The sequence below is a fragment of the Mesorhizobium sp. Pch-S genome, assembly GCF_004136315.1.
GTDB lineage: Bacteria > Pseudomonadota > Alphaproteobacteria > Rhizobiales > Rhizobiaceae > Mesorhizobium.
Genome location: NZ_CP029562.1, coordinates 247,255 through 263,034 on the forward strand (window position 1 = coordinate 247,255; position 15,780 = coordinate 263,034).

The 15,780-nt window shown below is 55.4% G+C and carries 14 protein-coding genes; all 14 read right to left on the reverse strand.

Annotated features, from left to right (window positions below):
• Positions 1-67: 67 nt before the first annotated feature.
• A complete protein-coding gene (cysN, locus tag C1M53_RS01125) occupies positions 68-2,005 on the reverse strand; it encodes a sulfate adenylyltransferase subunit CysN (RefSeq protein ID WP_165358012.1) in 1,938 nt (645 codons plus the stop codon).
• A 2-nt stretch (positions 2,006-2,007) separates the two neighbouring features.
• Entirely contained in the window at positions 2,008-2,913 is a 906-nt protein-coding gene (cysD, locus tag C1M53_RS01130) for a sulfate adenylyltransferase subunit CysD (RefSeq protein ID WP_129410552.1), read from the reverse strand.
• A gap of 330 nt (positions 2,914-3,243) precedes the next feature.
• Positions 3,244-5,202, reverse strand: a complete 1,959-nt coding sequence (locus C1M53_RS01135) for a nucleoside-diphosphate sugar epimerase/dehydratase (RefSeq protein ID WP_207213061.1) — start codon at positions 5,200-5,202, stop codon at positions 3,244-3,246.
• A 225-nt stretch (positions 5,203-5,427) separates the two neighbouring features.
• Positions 5,428-6,546 carry a DegT/DnrJ/EryC1/StrS family aminotransferase gene (locus tag C1M53_RS01140; protein WP_129410553.1) on the reverse strand — a complete coding sequence of 373 codons (1,119 nt, stop codon included), beginning with the start codon at positions 6,544-6,546 and terminating at the stop codon, positions 5,428-5,430.
• 126 nt (positions 6,547-6,672) lie between these two features.
• On the reverse strand, positions 6,673-7,848 hold the full coding sequence (locus tag C1M53_RS01145; protein ID WP_129410554.1) for a DegT/DnrJ/EryC1/StrS aminotransferase family protein: 1,176 nt from the start codon (positions 7,846-7,848) through the stop codon (positions 6,673-6,675).
• Positions 7,849-7,860: 12 nt separating this feature from the next.
• Positions 7,861-8,490 (reverse strand): acetyltransferase, encoded by a 630-nt coding sequence (locus C1M53_RS01150; protein WP_129410555.1) that lies wholly within the window; start codon positions 8,488-8,490, stop codon positions 7,861-7,863.
• Positions 8,487-9,101 carry a sugar transferase gene (locus tag C1M53_RS01155; protein WP_129410556.1) on the reverse strand — a complete coding sequence of 205 codons (615 nt, stop codon included), beginning with the start codon at positions 9,099-9,101 and terminating at the stop codon, positions 8,487-8,489. The genes C1M53_RS01150 and C1M53_RS01155 overlap by 4 nt, the downstream gene beginning before the upstream one ends.
• Complete coding sequence (locus tag C1M53_RS01160; RefSeq protein WP_129410557.1) at positions 9,098-10,321, reverse strand: glycosyltransferase family 4 protein; 1,224 nt, start codon at positions 10,319-10,321, stop codon at positions 9,098-9,100. The genes C1M53_RS01155 and C1M53_RS01160 overlap by 4 nt, the downstream gene beginning before the upstream one ends.
• Positions 10,322-10,435: 114 nt before the next feature.
• Entirely contained in the window at positions 10,436-11,011 is a 576-nt protein-coding gene (locus tag C1M53_RS01165) for an acyltransferase (RefSeq protein ID WP_129410558.1), read from the reverse strand.
• Entirely contained in the window at positions 11,011-11,997 is a 987-nt protein-coding gene (locus tag C1M53_RS01170; protein ID WP_129410559.1) for a Gfo/Idh/MocA family oxidoreductase, read from the reverse strand. The genes C1M53_RS01165 and C1M53_RS01170 overlap by 1 nt, the downstream gene beginning before the upstream one ends.
• Before the next feature lie 100 nt (positions 11,998-12,097).
• Positions 12,098-13,174, reverse strand: coding sequence for a UDP-N-acetylglucosamine 2-epimerase (non-hydrolyzing) (gene wecB, locus C1M53_RS01175; RefSeq protein WP_129410560.1), 1,077 nt, complete (start codon positions 13,172-13,174; stop codon positions 12,098-12,100).
• A gap of 11 nt (positions 13,175-13,185) precedes the next feature.
• Positions 13,186-14,313 carry an N-acetyl sugar amidotransferase gene (locus C1M53_RS01180; protein WP_129410561.1) on the reverse strand — a complete coding sequence of 376 codons (1,128 nt, stop codon included), beginning with the start codon at positions 14,311-14,313 and terminating at the stop codon, positions 13,186-13,188.
• 220 nt (positions 14,314-14,533) lie between these two features.
• Positions 14,534-14,779, reverse strand: coding sequence for a hypothetical protein (locus C1M53_RS31970; protein WP_245488391.1), 246 nt, complete (start codon positions 14,777-14,779; stop codon positions 14,534-14,536).
• 14 nt (positions 14,780-14,793) lie between these two features.
• Positions 14,794-15,636 (reverse strand): N-acetyl sugar amidotransferase, encoded by an 843-nt coding sequence (locus tag C1M53_RS01185; protein WP_245488394.1) that lies wholly within the window; start codon positions 15,634-15,636, stop codon positions 14,794-14,796.
• Positions 15,637-15,780 lie beyond the last annotated feature (144 nt).

Sequence of the window (15,780 nt, forward strand, 5' to 3'; positions counted from 1 at the left end):
ATGCAAACAACGGGCGCCAGGACGGCGCGCCATTGACGGACCGATATCGATCGGATCTCAACACGCCCTAGATGCCGCCACCGCTTTCATACTGCGTCTCTGCCTTGTCGCGCTCGGCCAGCCAGTCGTCCAGGATATCCACCATCTCTTCGACGGTTCTGCCAACCGTTTGAAGGCGTATCTCCGGATTCTCCGGCGGCTCGTAGGGAGAATCGACGCCGGTGAAGTTCTTGATCTCGCCACGCAGTGCCCGCGCATACAGGCCTTTCGGATCGCGGCGCGCGCACTCTTCGAACGGCGTATCAACAAATACTTCGACGAATTCACCACCTGCCATCAGCTCACGCGCCAGGCGTCGCTCGGCACGGAAAGGCGAGATGAAGGAAACCAGCACGATCAGGCCAGCATCCGCCATCAGTTTCGCCACCTCGGCGACACGGCGGATGTTCTCGACACGGTCGGCATCGGTAAAGCCGAGGTCGCGGTTGAGGCCATGGCGTACGTTGTCGCCATCGAGCAGATAAGTGTGACGACCAGTGGCGGCGAGCTTCTTCTCGAGCAGGTTGGCGATGGTCGACTTGCCGGAACCCGACAGGCCTGTAAACCAGAACACGGCCGGCCGCTGATGCTTCATGTCGGAGCGTGCACGCTTGTCGACATCGAGCGACTGCCAGTGGATGTTCTCGGCACGGCGCAGCGCATGCTGGATCATGCCGGCGCCGACGGTCGCATTGGTGATGCGGTCGATCAGGATGAAAGCGCCGGTCGAACGGTTTTCAGCAAAGGCATCAAAGGCGATGGGCGTGCGGGTCGAGATGTTGACGACGCCGACCTCGTTCATCTCCAGCGACTTCGCCGCTTCTTCCGCGAAATCATTGATGTTGAGACGGTGTTTCAGCTCGGTCACCGTCGCGCTCGCCTCGTCCGTCTCGGTACGCAGGATGTAGGAGCGGCCCGGCAGCAATGCCTGCTCGTCGAACCACACCAGATTGGCAGCGAACTGGTCGGAAACCTGAGGGCGCGAGTCCGGCTGCACCAGCATGTTGCCGCGCGAAACCTCGACTTCCTCGTCGAGCACCAGCGTCACCGCCTGGCCGGCAATGGCCTTCTGAAGGTCGCCACCATAAGAGACGATGCGCTTGACATGGGCGGAACGGCCGGACTTCGCCACCACCACCTCGTTGCCACGCGACACCGAGCCGGACGCGACAGTGCCGGCAAAGCCACGAAAATCGAGGTTCGGCCGGTTCACATATTGCACGGGGAAACGAAACGGCTGTTCAGCCGAAGCACTGTCAACCGGGACAGTCTCCAGATGCTCGATCAGAGTCGGCCCCTGATACCAGGCCAGGCGCTCCGAACGCACCGAGACATTGTCGCCATAACGCGCCGACATCGGGATCGGCTCGATGCTCTCGAAGCCGAGGTCGCGCGCGAAATCCCGGTACTCGGCAACAATGCGATCGAAGGTGACACGGTCAAACCCGACCAGATCGATCTTGTTCACCGCCAGCACGATGTTGCGAATGCCCAGCAGCGAGGCAATGATGGAATGGCGCCTTGTCTGGCGCAGCACACCCTGACGAGCGTCGATGAGCACGATGGCAAGATCGGCGGTCGAGGCACCGGTTGCCATGTTGCGGGTGTATTGCTCATGGCCCGGCGTGTCGGCGACGATGAATTTGCGCTTCGGCGTGGCGAAGAAGCGATAAGCGACGTCGATGGTGATGCCCTGCTCGCGTTCGGCCTCGAGACCATCGACCAGCAGCGCGAAATCGACATCCTCGCCGGTCGTGCCATGCTTGCGGGAATCGCGCTCAAGGGCCGCCAGTTGGTCCTCGAAGATCTGCTTGGTATCGGAAAGCAGTCGGCCGATCAGCGTCGACTTGCCGTCGTCGACCGAGCCGCAGGTGAGAAAGCGCAGCAGCGATTTCTTCTCCTGCGCAGCCAGATAGTCGCGCACCTCGTTGCTCGGCTCGAGGGTCTTTGCCGGAACATGGCGCATTTTCAAAAATACCCCTCGCGCTTCTTCTTTTCCATCGAGCCGGCCTCATCGCGGTCGATCAGGCGCCCTTGTCGCTCCGACGTACGCGCCGTCAGCATCTCGCCGACGATGGCCTCCAGCGTGTCGGCGCTGGATTCGATGGCACCGGTGAGTGGATAGCAGCCGAGCGTACGGAACCGCACCAGACGATTTTCGACCACCTCATCCGGACGCAGCTTCATGCGGTCGTCATCCTTCAGGATCAGCATGCCGTCACGCTCGACCACAGGCCGCTCCTTGGCAAAGTAGAGCGGCACGATGGGGATATCCTCCTGCAGAATGTACTGCCAGATATCGAGCTCGGTCCAGTTGGACAGCGGGAAGACGCGGATCGATTCACCGGCACTGATGCGCGTGTTGTAGATGTTCCACATCTCCGGCCGCTGATTCTTTGGATCCCAGGCATGGCTGGCATTGCGGAACGAAAAGATGCGCTCCTTGGCGCGCGATTTCTCCTCATCGCGGCGCGCACCGCCGAACGCGGCGTCGAAGCCATATTTGTCGAGTGCCTGGCGCAGGCCAATGGTCTTCATGATGTGGGTGTGCACGTTCGAACCGTGGTCGAACGGGTTGATGTTGTCGCGCACACCGTCCTCGTTGACGTGCACCAGAAGGTCAAAGCCGAGCTTCTCCGCCATCTGATCGCGGAAGGCGATCATCTCACGGAACTTCCATGTCGTGTCGACATGCAGGAACGGGAACGGCGGCTTGGCCGGATAGAAGGCCTTCATCGCCAGGTGCATCAGGACCGACGAGTCCTTGCCCACCGAATAAAGCATCACCGGCTTGGAGAAATTGGCCGCAACCTCACGGAAGATATGGATGGACTCCGCTTCCAGCCGCTGGAGGTGGGTCAATACCATGTTCATGAATGAGGTCTCTGGTCACCGGTGCCGCCTGAGAACAAATCAGAACGAACAACCTCTGGCGGAATAAGCTGTCGTGGTTCTTGGCAGTTGCCAAACCTGCTACCTTTTACCGATGGAAACTGCTGTCGCCAACGTTGCTAGGGCTCTTTCGATGTGTCTAGTGAGTTGATTTTTTTATAAAAGGCGCTGTTCTTAGAAACCAAACACTGCAAGGCTCTCGCACATGCACTGTATTTCAACATACAGACCGCGTCGATTTACGGAGACGACGGAACTGGATGTTAACAAGCGCCATCCTCGTATTTTTCCGAACGACCTAGACGTAAAGGGTCAGAACCTCTCTTCGGCATGATTGAAGACGGACATGTTCTCAGGAACATGCGACTGGGCATTCGATGTCGGAGGCACCACGCCACTGCCATTCCATTGGAAGCCAGAAACTGTCCGAGTCAACACCTCAGCGAGCAAAGCCGTATCCTGCAGCTCAACAGATCGACGTATTATCTCGATTTCGCCCCCGAGCTTTTCGGGAGAGATAAAGTTCTCCCTTGCCATCATAATATGTGGATTTGATGTGCGTTGGGGATCATTGCCGATGAGAAGCTCTTCGTAGAGTTTCTCTCCCGGCCGCAGACCAACGATCTTGATCTCAATGTCACCGTCAGGATTGTCGGGCGTCCGCTCGATATGGCCCGCAAGACGTATCATCTTCCTCGCCAGATCGATAATCTTGACCGGTTCACCCATGTCCAGCACAAAGACTTCCCCTCCCATCGCCATCTGGGACGATTGAAGGACCAGACCAACAGCCTCTGGAATGGTCATGAAGTACCGGATGACTTCGGGATGTGTAACCGTCAACGGCCCGCCGGATGCGATCTGACGCCTGAAAAGCGGAACAACCGAACCGCTGCTGCCCAACACGTTCCCGAACCGCACCATGGAAAAGACTGTCTTTTGACCGGGCCTTGCCGCCAAGCCCTGAATAATCTGCTCGGCTAGGCGCTTGCTCGCACCCATGAAATTTGTTGGTCGCACAGCCTTATCAGTAGAAATTAAGGTGAATCGCTCCACCTTCGCCCTTTCGGCCTCCCTCGCCACGATCGCCGTTCCAAGTATGTTGTTTGTCGCCGCCTCCACCGGATTAGACTCCACCAGCGGCACGTGCTTATAGGCAGCGGCATGATAGACTAGGTTTGGCTTGTGGCTGTCCATCAGCATCCTGACCCGGACGTGGTCTCGGATCGAGCCCAAGCACGGCACGATTTCGGTCAGAACCTTTAGTTGAGGCGCTAATCTACGCAATTCGTCGTCGATTGCGTAAAGGCTGAATTCGTTGTGGTCGAACAACACCAATTTGGCAGGATGCAACGAAAGGATTTGCCGGCTCAGCTCGCCGCCAATTGAGCCGCCAGCGCCGGTGACCAACACTGTCTTGCCACCCACTGCTGATCTGTCGAGAACGGTAACAATAGGAGCCCGCTCCAGCAGATCAATAATTTGCAGTTCCTGTATCTCATCAATGCGCGCGGTTCCGCGAGCCAAATCCAGGATGCCTGGAATAGTACGCACTCGAACCTGTAAATTGGCAAGCGAATCGACGATTTGCCGGCGTCGTTCGACACCAGCGCTCGGTACGGCGATCAGGATATCGCTAATACCAAGCTGTGCAACGACTTCGGCTGCACGCTTAGGGTCAATGACATGACGACCATGCACGCGCCAGTTGTGCTTGGTCGAGTCATCATCAAGGAAGCCGCGAACTCGGTATTCAGGGGTCATCGCAAGCGCTTCATACGCCTGTGCACCAGCCTGACCGGCGCCGTAGATCAGCACATTTTTGACAGTCGCCAAGCCCGGAGCCGCCCGAACTAGTAATTGGGAGGCAACGACACGACTGCCAAATACCAACGTAAAAAATAGGATCGGCTGTAGAATGCCGATCGAGCGAGGTACGCCGGGAAATTTAGCAACAAAAAGAATGGCGCTAAGAATCCCCCCGTACAACAAAATGGCGCTGGCAATGGAGGCTAGGCTTGAGGCTCCAGAATAGCGGAAAATAGCGCGATAAAGCCCAAGGCGAATGAAGAAAGGCACGAAGAGGAAGGTCGCTAGACCATAAGGTGCCCATTCATATCCTGAAGGGGAATGATCCATGTCTAGTCTAAGGGAGAAGGCTAGCCACATAGCCGCCAGAGACATCACAACATCGGCAAATAGGGCCAGAAGCTGCTTTTGCCATCGTGGCAAGCTGATGAGTTTTTTGCGAAAATCCATCCTGGACGTCATGACATCATCTTCTATAGGTGATGGATAACGCACTGAAGGCAAAAATGACACCCTGCCGAGGCATTGGGCCGTCTCTGACCAAAGTGACGTCTCCCCTCTGCTTGCGTGAGGGGATCAACTCGTCGATTCGGCACAAAAGGAGCTAGCGTTGCAGCGGCGCTGCATGCCCAAAGTCTGATCTTATCAAAGCCAGCATCAAGCACGTTGGAACAGACCGGCGCCTGATCAACCTCGAACAGCCTCGATAATACGGTCCTGAACGTCTGCCTCAAGATAAGGATGCATCGGCAGGCTGATGACTCGGCCCGCAAGGTCCTCGCTGACAGCAAGCCCATCCGGATCCTGAGGAAAATCCATGTAGGCGTTCTGGCGATGAAGCGGAATCGGATAGTAAACCACAGTCGGCACTCCAGCCCTTTTCGCCCGCTCCTGAAGCGCATCGCGCTCTGTGGAATCTTTTGTCTTCAGCGTATATTGAGCCCAGATGCTGCGAAGCCCCTCCGGAATAAAGGGCACTTCAAAGTAGTTGCCAAGCGCATTTGAGTATCGTTCGGCAACACGTTGCCTTGCTACAATCTCTTCGGGATAGACCGAAAGCTTCTCAATCAAGATCGCCGCCTGCAAAGTGTCCAGGCGGCTGTTTACGCCAACGCGTTCGTTGCGATATTTGTGCGTTCCCTTACCGTGAACCCGCAAAGAATCTATCAGGGATGCCAGTTCGTCGTCGTCGGTGAAAAGTGCACCGCCGTCACCGTAGCAGCCAAGCGGTTTGGCAGGGAAAAATGATGTCGTGGAGATGTCGCCAATTGAACCGGTGGTCCGGTCTTTATAGATCCCGCCGAAGCCTTGAGCACTATCTCCAATCACCTTCATGCCGCTTTCACGGGCAATATCGATCAGCACATCGTAGTCCGCGGGAAGACCAAACAAGTCCACCGGAATGACGCAGGCCGGACGAAGTCCTCTCTCGCGTGCGTTAACAATTGCGCGCTTCAGGCTCTTCGGATCCATGTTGAAGGTGTCGGGCAAGACGTCGACGAAGACAGGCGTCGCATTCACCAGGGGAACAACTTCCGCCGTCGCCGCAAAGGTAAAAGATGGAACAAAAACAGCGTCACCCGCCTTGATGCCGAGAGCCATCAGTGCGAGTTGCAGCGCGTCAGTGCCATTGGCACATGATAGGCTATGCTTCGCACCACAGAACGCTGAAAGCTGGCGTTCAAATTCCGCTACCTGTGGGCCCATGATGTACTGCCCTTCATCCAGCACACGAGCAATGCTGCGATCAAGAGCCTGGCGGAGCCTCGCTTGCTGCGCGGCAAGGTCAATAAAGGAAATGGTCATGGCATTGTTCCAAAATGTGACGGGAAGGCAGGATCGAGAATACTGCTATCCCTGAGCCAGAGGTCAGTATCGCAAGCTCCCTGCGAAAGCAACGGCGCCAATCTCGGCCAAAAACGCGCCACATCCCTAGCGCGTAGCATCTGCCAAAACGCGCGTTACGACATCAGCTGTCTTTTCTATCTCCTCGTTCCGAAGCGTAGGATGTATCAAAAACATCAGGCTGGTTTCCCCCAGTCGCAAAGCATTTGGCAAACGCTGGGCGGGAGCCAAGCCCGCCTCTACGAAAACTTTCTCGCGATATATCTCAGGCGACCCGCCACTGTAGCAGGGAACTCCAGCCGCATTGACCTCTGCCATGATCCGGTCTCTCGTCCAGCCAGACTTGAGAGTTTCCGGTCGCACGAATGCGTACATTTTATACCATGCGTGTTCGACATCCTCAGGGGGCTGTGGACTGCGTAAAGCGTCGATGGCCGAGAAGGCCTCCATCAATCGAGCGGCGTTCTTTTTACGCGCCTCATGCCATGTAGGCATTCGTTCAAGCTGAATTCGACCAATCACAGCTTGCATCTCAGTCATACGCCAGTTGCTCCCCCAACTTTCATGAAGCCACCGGAAGCCAGGCTGATGCTGTCGCTCATAGACGGCCTCCCAACTCTTGCCGTGATCCTTGTAGGACCACGACTTCTTCCAAATTCCTTCATCGTTGGTCGTGATCATCCCCCCTTCTCCACCAGTGGTGATGATCTTATCCTGGCAAAACGACCAAGCGGAAATATCTCCAAACGATCCGACCGATCGCCCCCCAACCGCACCGCCATGAGCCTGCGCGCAATCCTCGACGAGTCTGAGCCCGTGATCCGCCGCTAGCTTTGAGAAACCCTCCATGTCGCAAGGCCAACCAGCAAGATGCACGCAAAGAATCGCCCGCGTACGTGAAGTGATCAATGGGGCGACGCTTTCCGGCGTTATATTCTGTGAGTCCAAGTCGACATCTGCGAATACGGGCCGGGCCCCAGCCATCACAATGGAGGAAGCTGACGCTTGATAGGACCGCGGGGTACAGATAACCTCATCGCCCTCGCCAATCCCAAGAACAGGCCAAGCGATGTCTATGGCTAATGTGCCGTTTGCGAGGGCGACTGCGTACCCACTATCAGCCCATGTGGCGAATTCGCGCTCAAATTGTCTGCACTCGTCACCAGTCCAATAATTGACTTTACCCGATCGCAACACCTGGGAAACCGCGTCAACCTCTTCTTCGGAGAACGAGGGCCACGGAGAAAAAGGAGTGTTCAACAATCTTGCTATCCTTCAGTGATGAGCAGTCAATACGCGAGCAGGTACGCCTGCGTAAACATGATTGGCGTCAAGATTGGAAACCACAGAGGCGCCGACTCCCACCAATACGTCGTCACCAATCTTTACATCCTGTCGAACGGAGCACCCCGTCCCCAGCCAAACTCGATCACCAGTCAAAACGTTACCGGAAAGAGTGGCACCAGGTGCTATGTGACAGCCACGCCCAATAGTACAATCGTGGTCGACGCGCGCTCCGGTATTCACAATGGAGACGTCACCAATCCTTGTGCCGATGTTGACGACTGACCCGGCCGCCAAGAACACACCCTTCCCTAATTTTGCACCTCGGCTGACTGTGGCTGCGGGATGCACAATCGCAGGCGTTTCAAATCCCGTTTGCTGGAGTTGCTCAAAGAGTTGCAATCGTATTCGACCGTCGCCAATGGCGACTATAGCCACCGGCCACTCTGCGTTGAGGTCACGCAAGCTTGAAATCGGACCAATCACCTTCGAGCCCCCAGGAGGAGCTATGGTTGGCGGCCTGTCATCGAGATAGGCAATTCGCTCATAGCCAACCTCCAGTGCAGCATCACCCACTACTCGCCCATGGCCGCCACATCCGACAATGAGCAGCGATTTCATCGATCTTGTTTCCGCGCTTCCGTTTTCGCCCCTGTAAAGCGAGGCATAGTGGCTTCTCCATGAGCAGAAACCCCCGACCGCCGCAATACGCGGCTGATTGTCAGTATCATTATTCTCAGGTCCAAGGCGAATGAGCGATTGTCCACATACCAGACGTCAAGCGCAAATTTCTCATCCCAGGACAAAGCGTTGCGGCCGTTTACCTGCGCCCATCCCGTTATTCCAGGACGGACGTCATGGCGTCTTGCCTGCTCACTTGAGTAAAGAGGAAGATATTCCAACAACAATGGACGAGGGCCAACGAGACTCATCTCCCCCTTAAGGACGTTCCAGAGTTCGGGTAGTTCGTCGAGGCTGGTGGAACGCAATAGGCGCCCGAAAGATGACAGGCGGTCAGCATCGGGCAGCAGCTGCCCATCACTATTCCTCGCATCTGTCATGGTACGAAACTTGAACATGCGAAACGGTCGCGCGTTCATTCCCGGGCGAACCTGCGCAAAAAACACCGGGGACCCAAAGTGCCATCGGACCAGCAACGCTACCACAACAAGCATTGGCAACAGAACGACAAGTGCCGTCCCTGATGCAACGATATCGAATATGCGCTTCATGCTCCGCCCAAGCATGAATCAAGTGCAGCCGCGAACCGCCCTGAAAGCCGATTCATGTCATAGTTTTCTATCAGATGAAGCCGTCCAGCTGCTCCCATCTCTGCACGGCGCGTGAGTGAAGCAGAAGCAAGTTCCAATATCGCGGCAGCAAGCGCACGAGGATTCTCGGGCGGCACTGTGATCCCGCACCCCGATTCAGAAATCGGATTGTTGGAGGCAGCAGAGCAGAAAAGCACCGGGCGGCCTGCGGCCATGAAATCGAAGAGCTTGTTCGAGCTTATCCCGTACCGGAAAACGGGCGCGTCAATCAAATTGAAAACGAACGCATCCGCTTGGGCAGCCAGGGCTGGAATTGCTGACTTTTGAACCGGGTCTTCGAAGCGTACATTGTCCAAACCCATGCTCCGAGCAGTTGCCTGCAATGATGCCTTCAGAGGGCCGTCGCCGATTAGCCGCAAAACTATATCTGGACGATCGCACTCATCGCGGATGACACGCATAGCGGCCAGCAGATTGTCCAGGCCATTGGCACCGCCATGCGCCCCAAAATACATCAGCGTGAACCCCTCCCCCCCTCCATTCTGAGGGGCTACCGGGAAACGCTCAACATCGACGCCATTGGGAACCCAGACGATCTTCTGCTTTGGTATGCCCAGCGGCTCAATGTATTCGTTCGCCTTGGGCAGCAAAACGATAATTCTAGCAGCATCGCGATACAATGACCGCTCGAGCAGCCTTAGCGCGATAGCCGCCGGATGGTAGTGAGAAAGGCGTCCCATATCGATCAGGGTTTGCGGCCAGAGGTCACGGACCTCGAATGCGAAGGGAACACGGTAGCGCTTTGCAAGGCGGCGCCCTGCCCAAGCTGCAAACGGGTGCACACTAGACCCTACCACCAAGTCTGGTGGCTGAATTCCCGCGAGGCTGTCAACCCGTAGCACCTGACGCGTATAATCAATCATATTACCGACGCGGTCGGCGCCGTTACCCGAATAATTTCTGGCACCCAGCCAAAGAAACGGCACCCCATCATATGATTGTAAGCGTTTCTTTTCACTGGAGAGCAGCCGCTGCTCTCCAGTCCCATGGTCTGTGCTCGCCGCAATGATGGTGGCATTCCAACCGTAAGCCGGTAGATGCCGAGCAAGCGAAAAATGGCGAGTACCACCAGCACCGTTTGGTTCCTGGGCGTAGTGATTAAGTATCCAAACGTGTTTCATTCGTACGCTACTGTTACCTCAAGAGATACCACCAGCAGTGCTTCGCCCCCAGCTGGGCTCTGAGGATCATCCTTACACGCTGGTGTACAATCACTCAGTCTGATCGCCGAAGCTTCAGTCGCTGCCTTCAACCAAAACAAGTGTGCCGCTGTGCTCGAAATAGCGCTCACCGGTACGAGGACACGTCAGCGACTCGTCGAGTATTTCACCCACCCTCGACACCCAGCCGATACGACGCGCAGGTACACCGACCATCAACGCGTAAGCGGGAACATCTCGTGTAACCACAGCGCCGGCCCCGATCATGCAATATTCGCCAAGCTCATTGCCGCACACGATTGTCGCGTTGGCACCAATCGTGGCACCTCGCCGTACGTGCGTCGTCCGAAACTCATCCTTGCGCTCGATCTCTGCGCGCGGATTAAGAACATTGGTGAAGACACAGGAAGGACCGCAAAAGACGCCCGGCTCCAAGTCGACACCTTTATAGAGCGAAACGTTATTTTGCACTTTACAGTTGTCGCCAACCGTAACGTCAGGCCCAGCAACGACATTCTGTCCGATCGAGCAGTTTCGACCGATCCGGGTGCGGGTCATGATGTGGCTGAAGTGCCATATTTTTGTTCCCTCGCCGACCTCTGCACCCTCGTCAACGTATGAACTTTCGTGAATGAAAGGCGGCTTGCTCATCAACGGTCAATTCCCGAGTTCTTCAGATTTTCTGCGAGTGCACGCTCTGCGCTGTCGAGCACACGCAGAACGGCCAACCCCTCACGCCCATCGGTTCGCGGCCTAAGACCGCTCTCAATGCATTCTGCAAAATGACGACATTCTTCTTTCAACGGCTCCGCTTTCGCAACATCGACACGCTCTGCATCCGCCTTTCTTGGGTTCGGTACCGGCCCTGAGATGTCGATCACATGACGATAGACAAGCAGCTTGTCTTCCCATGCAGGCTGACTGTCTTCAAAAACCGCCATAGCCTTCTCGCCTATCACAACCAGACGCTGTTCTTTGAATGGATGCATCCAGGACGCCATTACATGGGCGCGGGATCCGTCGGGAAAACACATCTGTGCCGTCGCGAGATCGGCGATACCGGGCTGAAATGAAGCAACGCCCTGAGCAGTGACTGATGTCGGCTCCGCACCCACCAAGCCGAGGATCATCGAAATGTCATGCGGAGCAAACGACCATAGTACATTCTCCTCTCCGCGGAACTTCCCAAGTGAAAGGCGGTTTGAATAGACATATCGCAATCTACCGATATCTCCCGCCATCACCATGTCGCGCAGCCGCAAATAGATCGGATGATATTGCAACAGGTGGCCCACCATCAGGACGCGCCCTGTCTCCTCAGCCAAGTCTCGAAGTTTCTCCGCTTCACCGATATCGAGTGCAACAGGTTTTTCGACAAAGACATGCTTGCCGGCGCTCAGCGCCGCTCTGGCCTGAGCAAAATGCATTGTAGCAGGCGATGCGATAGAAACGCCGTCGATGGACGGATCCGCCAACACCTGTTCCCAAGAGACCGCTTCGACACCCAGCGCCTCAGCCGCCCCAACGGCTGCGCGGGCATCTGGATCAACAATCGCCTTCAGATAGCCAAGCTCGGCCATATTGCGGGCAATATTCCGCCCCCAATATCCGTATCCAACATGCGCGATCGAAGTCATTTTGCTCCTCGGATTTCTTAGTGTGGACTTCGTTTAGAACCCGCCCCAGGCAAGCGCAAGGCTACGCCAGTTCTGCACCAGCCGTCACGAAAACCTGCAATCAGCTTGGTTCGGCCACAATCTTTGCAATTGCCACCGCCGAGCGGCCGTCTCCATAGGGCGACGCCTCGGTGCCTCGACTGCCTATGGCACTCGCTACCGCTTGAGCAATGCCACCAGTCGAAGGAGAGGCCAACCGATTCCAACCAAGATCGACCGTTTCGCGCCATTCGGTTTCGTCACGCAGCGTCACACACGGTACCCGGTAGAAGAATGCCTCCTTCTGCACGCCGCCAGAATCTGTGGCTATCGCAGCCGCCTGGGATTCCAATGCGACCATGTGGAGGTATCCAACCGGGGGAATCGTCGTGACCCGAGAAAAGGCAAGTCCCTCAACCTTCAATCGGCCAGCAGTGCGAGGATGGATGGGAAGGACCACAGGTAAATCTTCAGCCACCCTTTCGAGGTTCGAAACTATGACCCGCAGCCTCTGCGGATCGTCCGTGTTCTCGGCTCGGTGTACCGTCGCCAGCACGTACCGACCCGGCTCAACGCCAATACTGTCGAGAATATCACGGCGAGCGGCTGCCCTCTCCGCGAACTGCAGTGCGGCGTCGTACATGACATCCCCCACGCTGAATATGCGATCTGAGGAGAAACCTTCCTTCTCCAAGTTGCGAACCGCCGTGTCGGTCGACGCAAAGAGAATATCTGAAAGCTGGTCTGCGACGATGCGATTGATCTCCTCCGGCATCGCGCGATTGAAGGAGCGCAGGCCGGCCTCTACATGCGCGACAGGAATGTGCAGCTTGGAAGCCACGAGCGCTCCGGCAAGCGTCGAGTTCGTATCACCGTAAATGAGCACCCTGTCAGGCCTCAATTGCTGCAGCACGGGCTCCAACTGTTGCAGCATCGCCCCCGTCATAGCGCCGTGGCCACCGCCATTGACACCGAGATGATGGTCCGGCTTCGCGATACCCAATTCCTCAAAGAAAACATCCGACATACTGGCATCGAAATGTTGACCTGTATGGATAAGCACCTCTTTCACCGAACCCGTTGCCGCAAGCGCCTTGCTGACAGGTGCAACCTTGATGAATTGAGGCCGTGCCCCCACGATTGTAGCGATGGTTTTCATGTATTCTTGCCTTAGCGTGGGTAGAGGCCGATCCTCCGAGCTAGCGTGATGCCTTCGCGCAGGACGCGCGCCATCCACTCGGTGTTCTTGTAGTCGCGATAACTCTTGACCGCCTCGCCCATGATTGACTTGAATTGATTATCGCTCATGCCGAATTTCTTCAGCACGAAGGCATAATCTTTGGCAAACAACTCAGGTGGGTAGGCTGGTTTTCCTATCTCCTCCAGAGCTTCCTCTCTCGTCATCTTGCCGCTACGAACGACGTCGCTGAGATGGCCGTAGCGTTTATCGACACCGAACTTCTCTGGCAGGATGTAGCCTTGCATGAACCGCGTATAGACAGATTCATAGTGCTTGCCGCCGTAATATTGCCAGCCCAGCTCCTCTTCAAGAATCTTCATCACCGCCGGCTTGTCGTAGTCGACATAGTTGAGGATGGAGACCGAGCGGATTGCTCGTAGGACATGTACGTAGAAGAGATAAGGATAGGAGAAGTGCGGGAAAGTCTTGAGTTTCCGCTTGCTGAAGCGACGTTGAACATCCTTTATGTAAGGCCAATCCCAATGACCATATACCCAGCTTTTGACAAAGGTTGACTCCGTCGCAAAATTCATACCCGAAATGATATATTTTATGTCATGTTTGGCGGCCTGGCGCCAAAGCACGGCCAATATTGCGTGATCCGTTGGGATCTCCATATCTGTAGTCGAGGCCTTCAAGAAGGAGAGCTGCAGATCACGAAACTCCTCCCAATCCAGTACTTCGGTATAGAGGTCGATCTCCAAGCTCTCCATCGTACGCTCGATGTTCTTTACGGCCAGCTCTGAATTCCAACCATTGTCAAGATGAACCGCAAGAGGTCGAAGACCTAGCTTCTTGGTGAGATAGGCGACATATGTGCTGTCGACACCACCGCTGACGCCGATCAAGCAGTCGTATTCGCGCCCCCTACCGCGAGCTTTGATCGCCTCGACAATTCGGGCGAGCGCTGCCTCACCCTCGGCGCCTTTAATCACACGGATCGGCAGCAAATCCTCGTAGCGACGGCAATGATTGCAGATCCCTTCGGAGTCGATCTCAATATCGGGATCAGCAGCCGAATTCATGATGCAGCGCCGACATTCACGTAAAATGGCCATCTTGTTTTCTTTGTTATTTTCGATTTTGTATATGCTATGCGCTGCAGATATGATATTTATAAATGGCCACAATAATATCTTCTTGTACTTGCCAATTATATATCCTTGCAACCTTGCCGAGTCTTTCCCTCATTGCATTGTCCGAGAGATCAAGAACTTTGCTGATCGCGGCGACGACCGCATCCGGGTCCCATTTTGTCGTACACACACCAGCCACGCTTCAAGAGTAGACGTTGATGTTTTTCCCGCGCAGCCGCGCATAAATGCCCTGCAGGGACTTGATGAGCTTTCTCCGTCCGTCCCAGTTCGCAAAGTCGGTATAGTGTCTATTCGGCTCGTTCATATAGGAATGGAACTCGTTCTCGCTTACTCCAAGCTTCTTGCAAAAAAAGGCAAGGTCCGCAGCCAAATCTTTGGAGTCGTAAAGCGGCTCATTCAAGGCGGCGAGCGCGTTATCGCGGGTCATTTGTCCTGAAACAATCAAGCTCGAAAGATGCGGCCTTCGTTGTCGTATCCGAATTTCTCCGGAAGGTAGTAGTTCTGGAATAGTTTGGTGAACCGCGACTCGCCATGCTTGCGGCCATAGGGACGCCAACCGATGGAGGATAAAGCGACAATCGCCTGTTCCTTATCGTATTGCATGAAATTCAGCGGCCGCACCGTACGCAAACCGTATATAAACGGATAGATGGCATAATACTCTAAGAAGCTAATCATCTGATAGCTTCTCAGCTTGCGTGTTCCGAAGCGTCGCTGCACGGCTTTGAGATTGATCGCATCCATCGCGTCGCCATGCCACGACGTCGGAAAGACCCCCTCCGTCGCCAAATTACCGCCGCTCAGGATGTATTTGATTTTGTTACGCACGGCATAAACGTAAAGATTGGCGAAAAATGCGTGATCCTGAGGCACGTCCTGGTTTGATAGACCGGACTTCAGATAAGAAAGCTGTAAATCACGCATTTCCTCCCAATCGATAACGATCGTATGGAGATCATAGTTACAGGCCTTCACAATGCTCTCGATATTGGAAACGGCAAGTTCACTGTTCCAACCGGCGTCAATATGAATCACCAATGGGCGCAAGCCCCAGTCCTTCGCCTTGAGCGCCAAATAGGAGCTGTCTACGCCACCGCTCAGCCCGATAATGCAATCATATTCTGCATTGCTACCGGCAGCTTTGATCTCGTCGATCTTCTGCTCAAGCAGTCGGGTCCCCTCATCGTTTGGGAACCACCGCTTGCTCGTTACCATTTCGAAGTTGCGACAATGATTGCAAACGCCAGCTTCATCGAAGCTGATTTCGGGATCGGACGTGTCCATGACACAACGCGTGCATATTCTGTAAACCGCCGTCATTACACAGCCCTCAAAGAGTCAATGCGCCTCATACATGCCACGCAATCGGTTTCTCCGAATCGCGCGGGATTTTGTTTTCGTTCGCCCAACTAACGACGATCGGCATGC

What these genes read in the sequence shown, in the direction of transcription:
- cysN (WP_165358012.1), bottom strand. Translation starts at nt 2,005, where the DNA reads ATGCGCCATGTTCCGGCAAAGACCCTCGAGCCGAGCAACGAGGTGCGC.
- cysD (WP_129410552.1), bottom strand. Translation starts at nt 2,913, where the DNA reads ATGAACATGGTATTGACCCACCTCCAGCGGCTGGAAGCGGAGTCCATC.
- C1M53_RS01135 (WP_207213061.1), bottom strand. Translation starts at nt 5,202, where the DNA reads ATGACGTCCAGGATGGATTTTCGCAAAAAACTCATCAGCTTGCCACGA.
- C1M53_RS01140 (WP_129410553.1), bottom strand. Translation starts at nt 6,546, where the DNA reads ATGACCATTTCCTTTATTGACCTTGCCGCGCAGCAAGCGAGGCTCCGC.
- C1M53_RS01150 (WP_129410555.1), bottom strand. Translation starts at nt 8,490, where the DNA reads ATGAAATCGCTGCTCATTGTCGGATGTGGCGGCCATGGGCGAGTAGTG.
- C1M53_RS01155 (WP_129410556.1), bottom strand. Translation starts at nt 9,101, where the DNA reads ATGAAGCGCATATTCGATATCGTTGCATCAGGGACGGCACTTGTCGTT.
- C1M53_RS01160 (WP_129410557.1), bottom strand. Translation starts at nt 10,321, where the DNA reads ATGAAACACGTTTGGATACTTAATCACTACGCCCAGGAACCAAACGGT.
- C1M53_RS01165 (WP_129410558.1), bottom strand. Translation starts at nt 11,011, where the DNA reads ATGAGCAAGCCGCCTTTCATTCACGAAAGTTCATACGTTGACGAGGGT.
- C1M53_RS01170 (WP_129410559.1), bottom strand. Translation starts at nt 11,997, where the DNA reads ATGACTTCGATCGCGCATGTTGGATACGGATATTGGGGGCGGAATATT.
- wecB (WP_129410560.1), bottom strand. Translation starts at nt 13,174, where the DNA reads ATGAAAACCATCGCTACAATCGTGGGGGCACGGCCTCAATTCATCAAG.
- C1M53_RS01180 (WP_129410561.1), bottom strand. Translation starts at nt 14,313, where the DNA reads ATGGCCATTTTACGTGAATGTCGGCGCTGCATCATGAATTCGGCTGCT.
- C1M53_RS31970 (WP_245488391.1), bottom strand. Translation starts at nt 14,779, where the DNA reads ATGACCCGCGATAACGCGCTCGCCGCCTTGAATGAGCCGCTTTACGAC.
- C1M53_RS01185 (WP_245488394.1), bottom strand. Translation starts at nt 15,636, where the DNA reads ATGGACACGTCCGATCCCGAAATCAGCTTCGATGAAGCTGGCGTTTGC.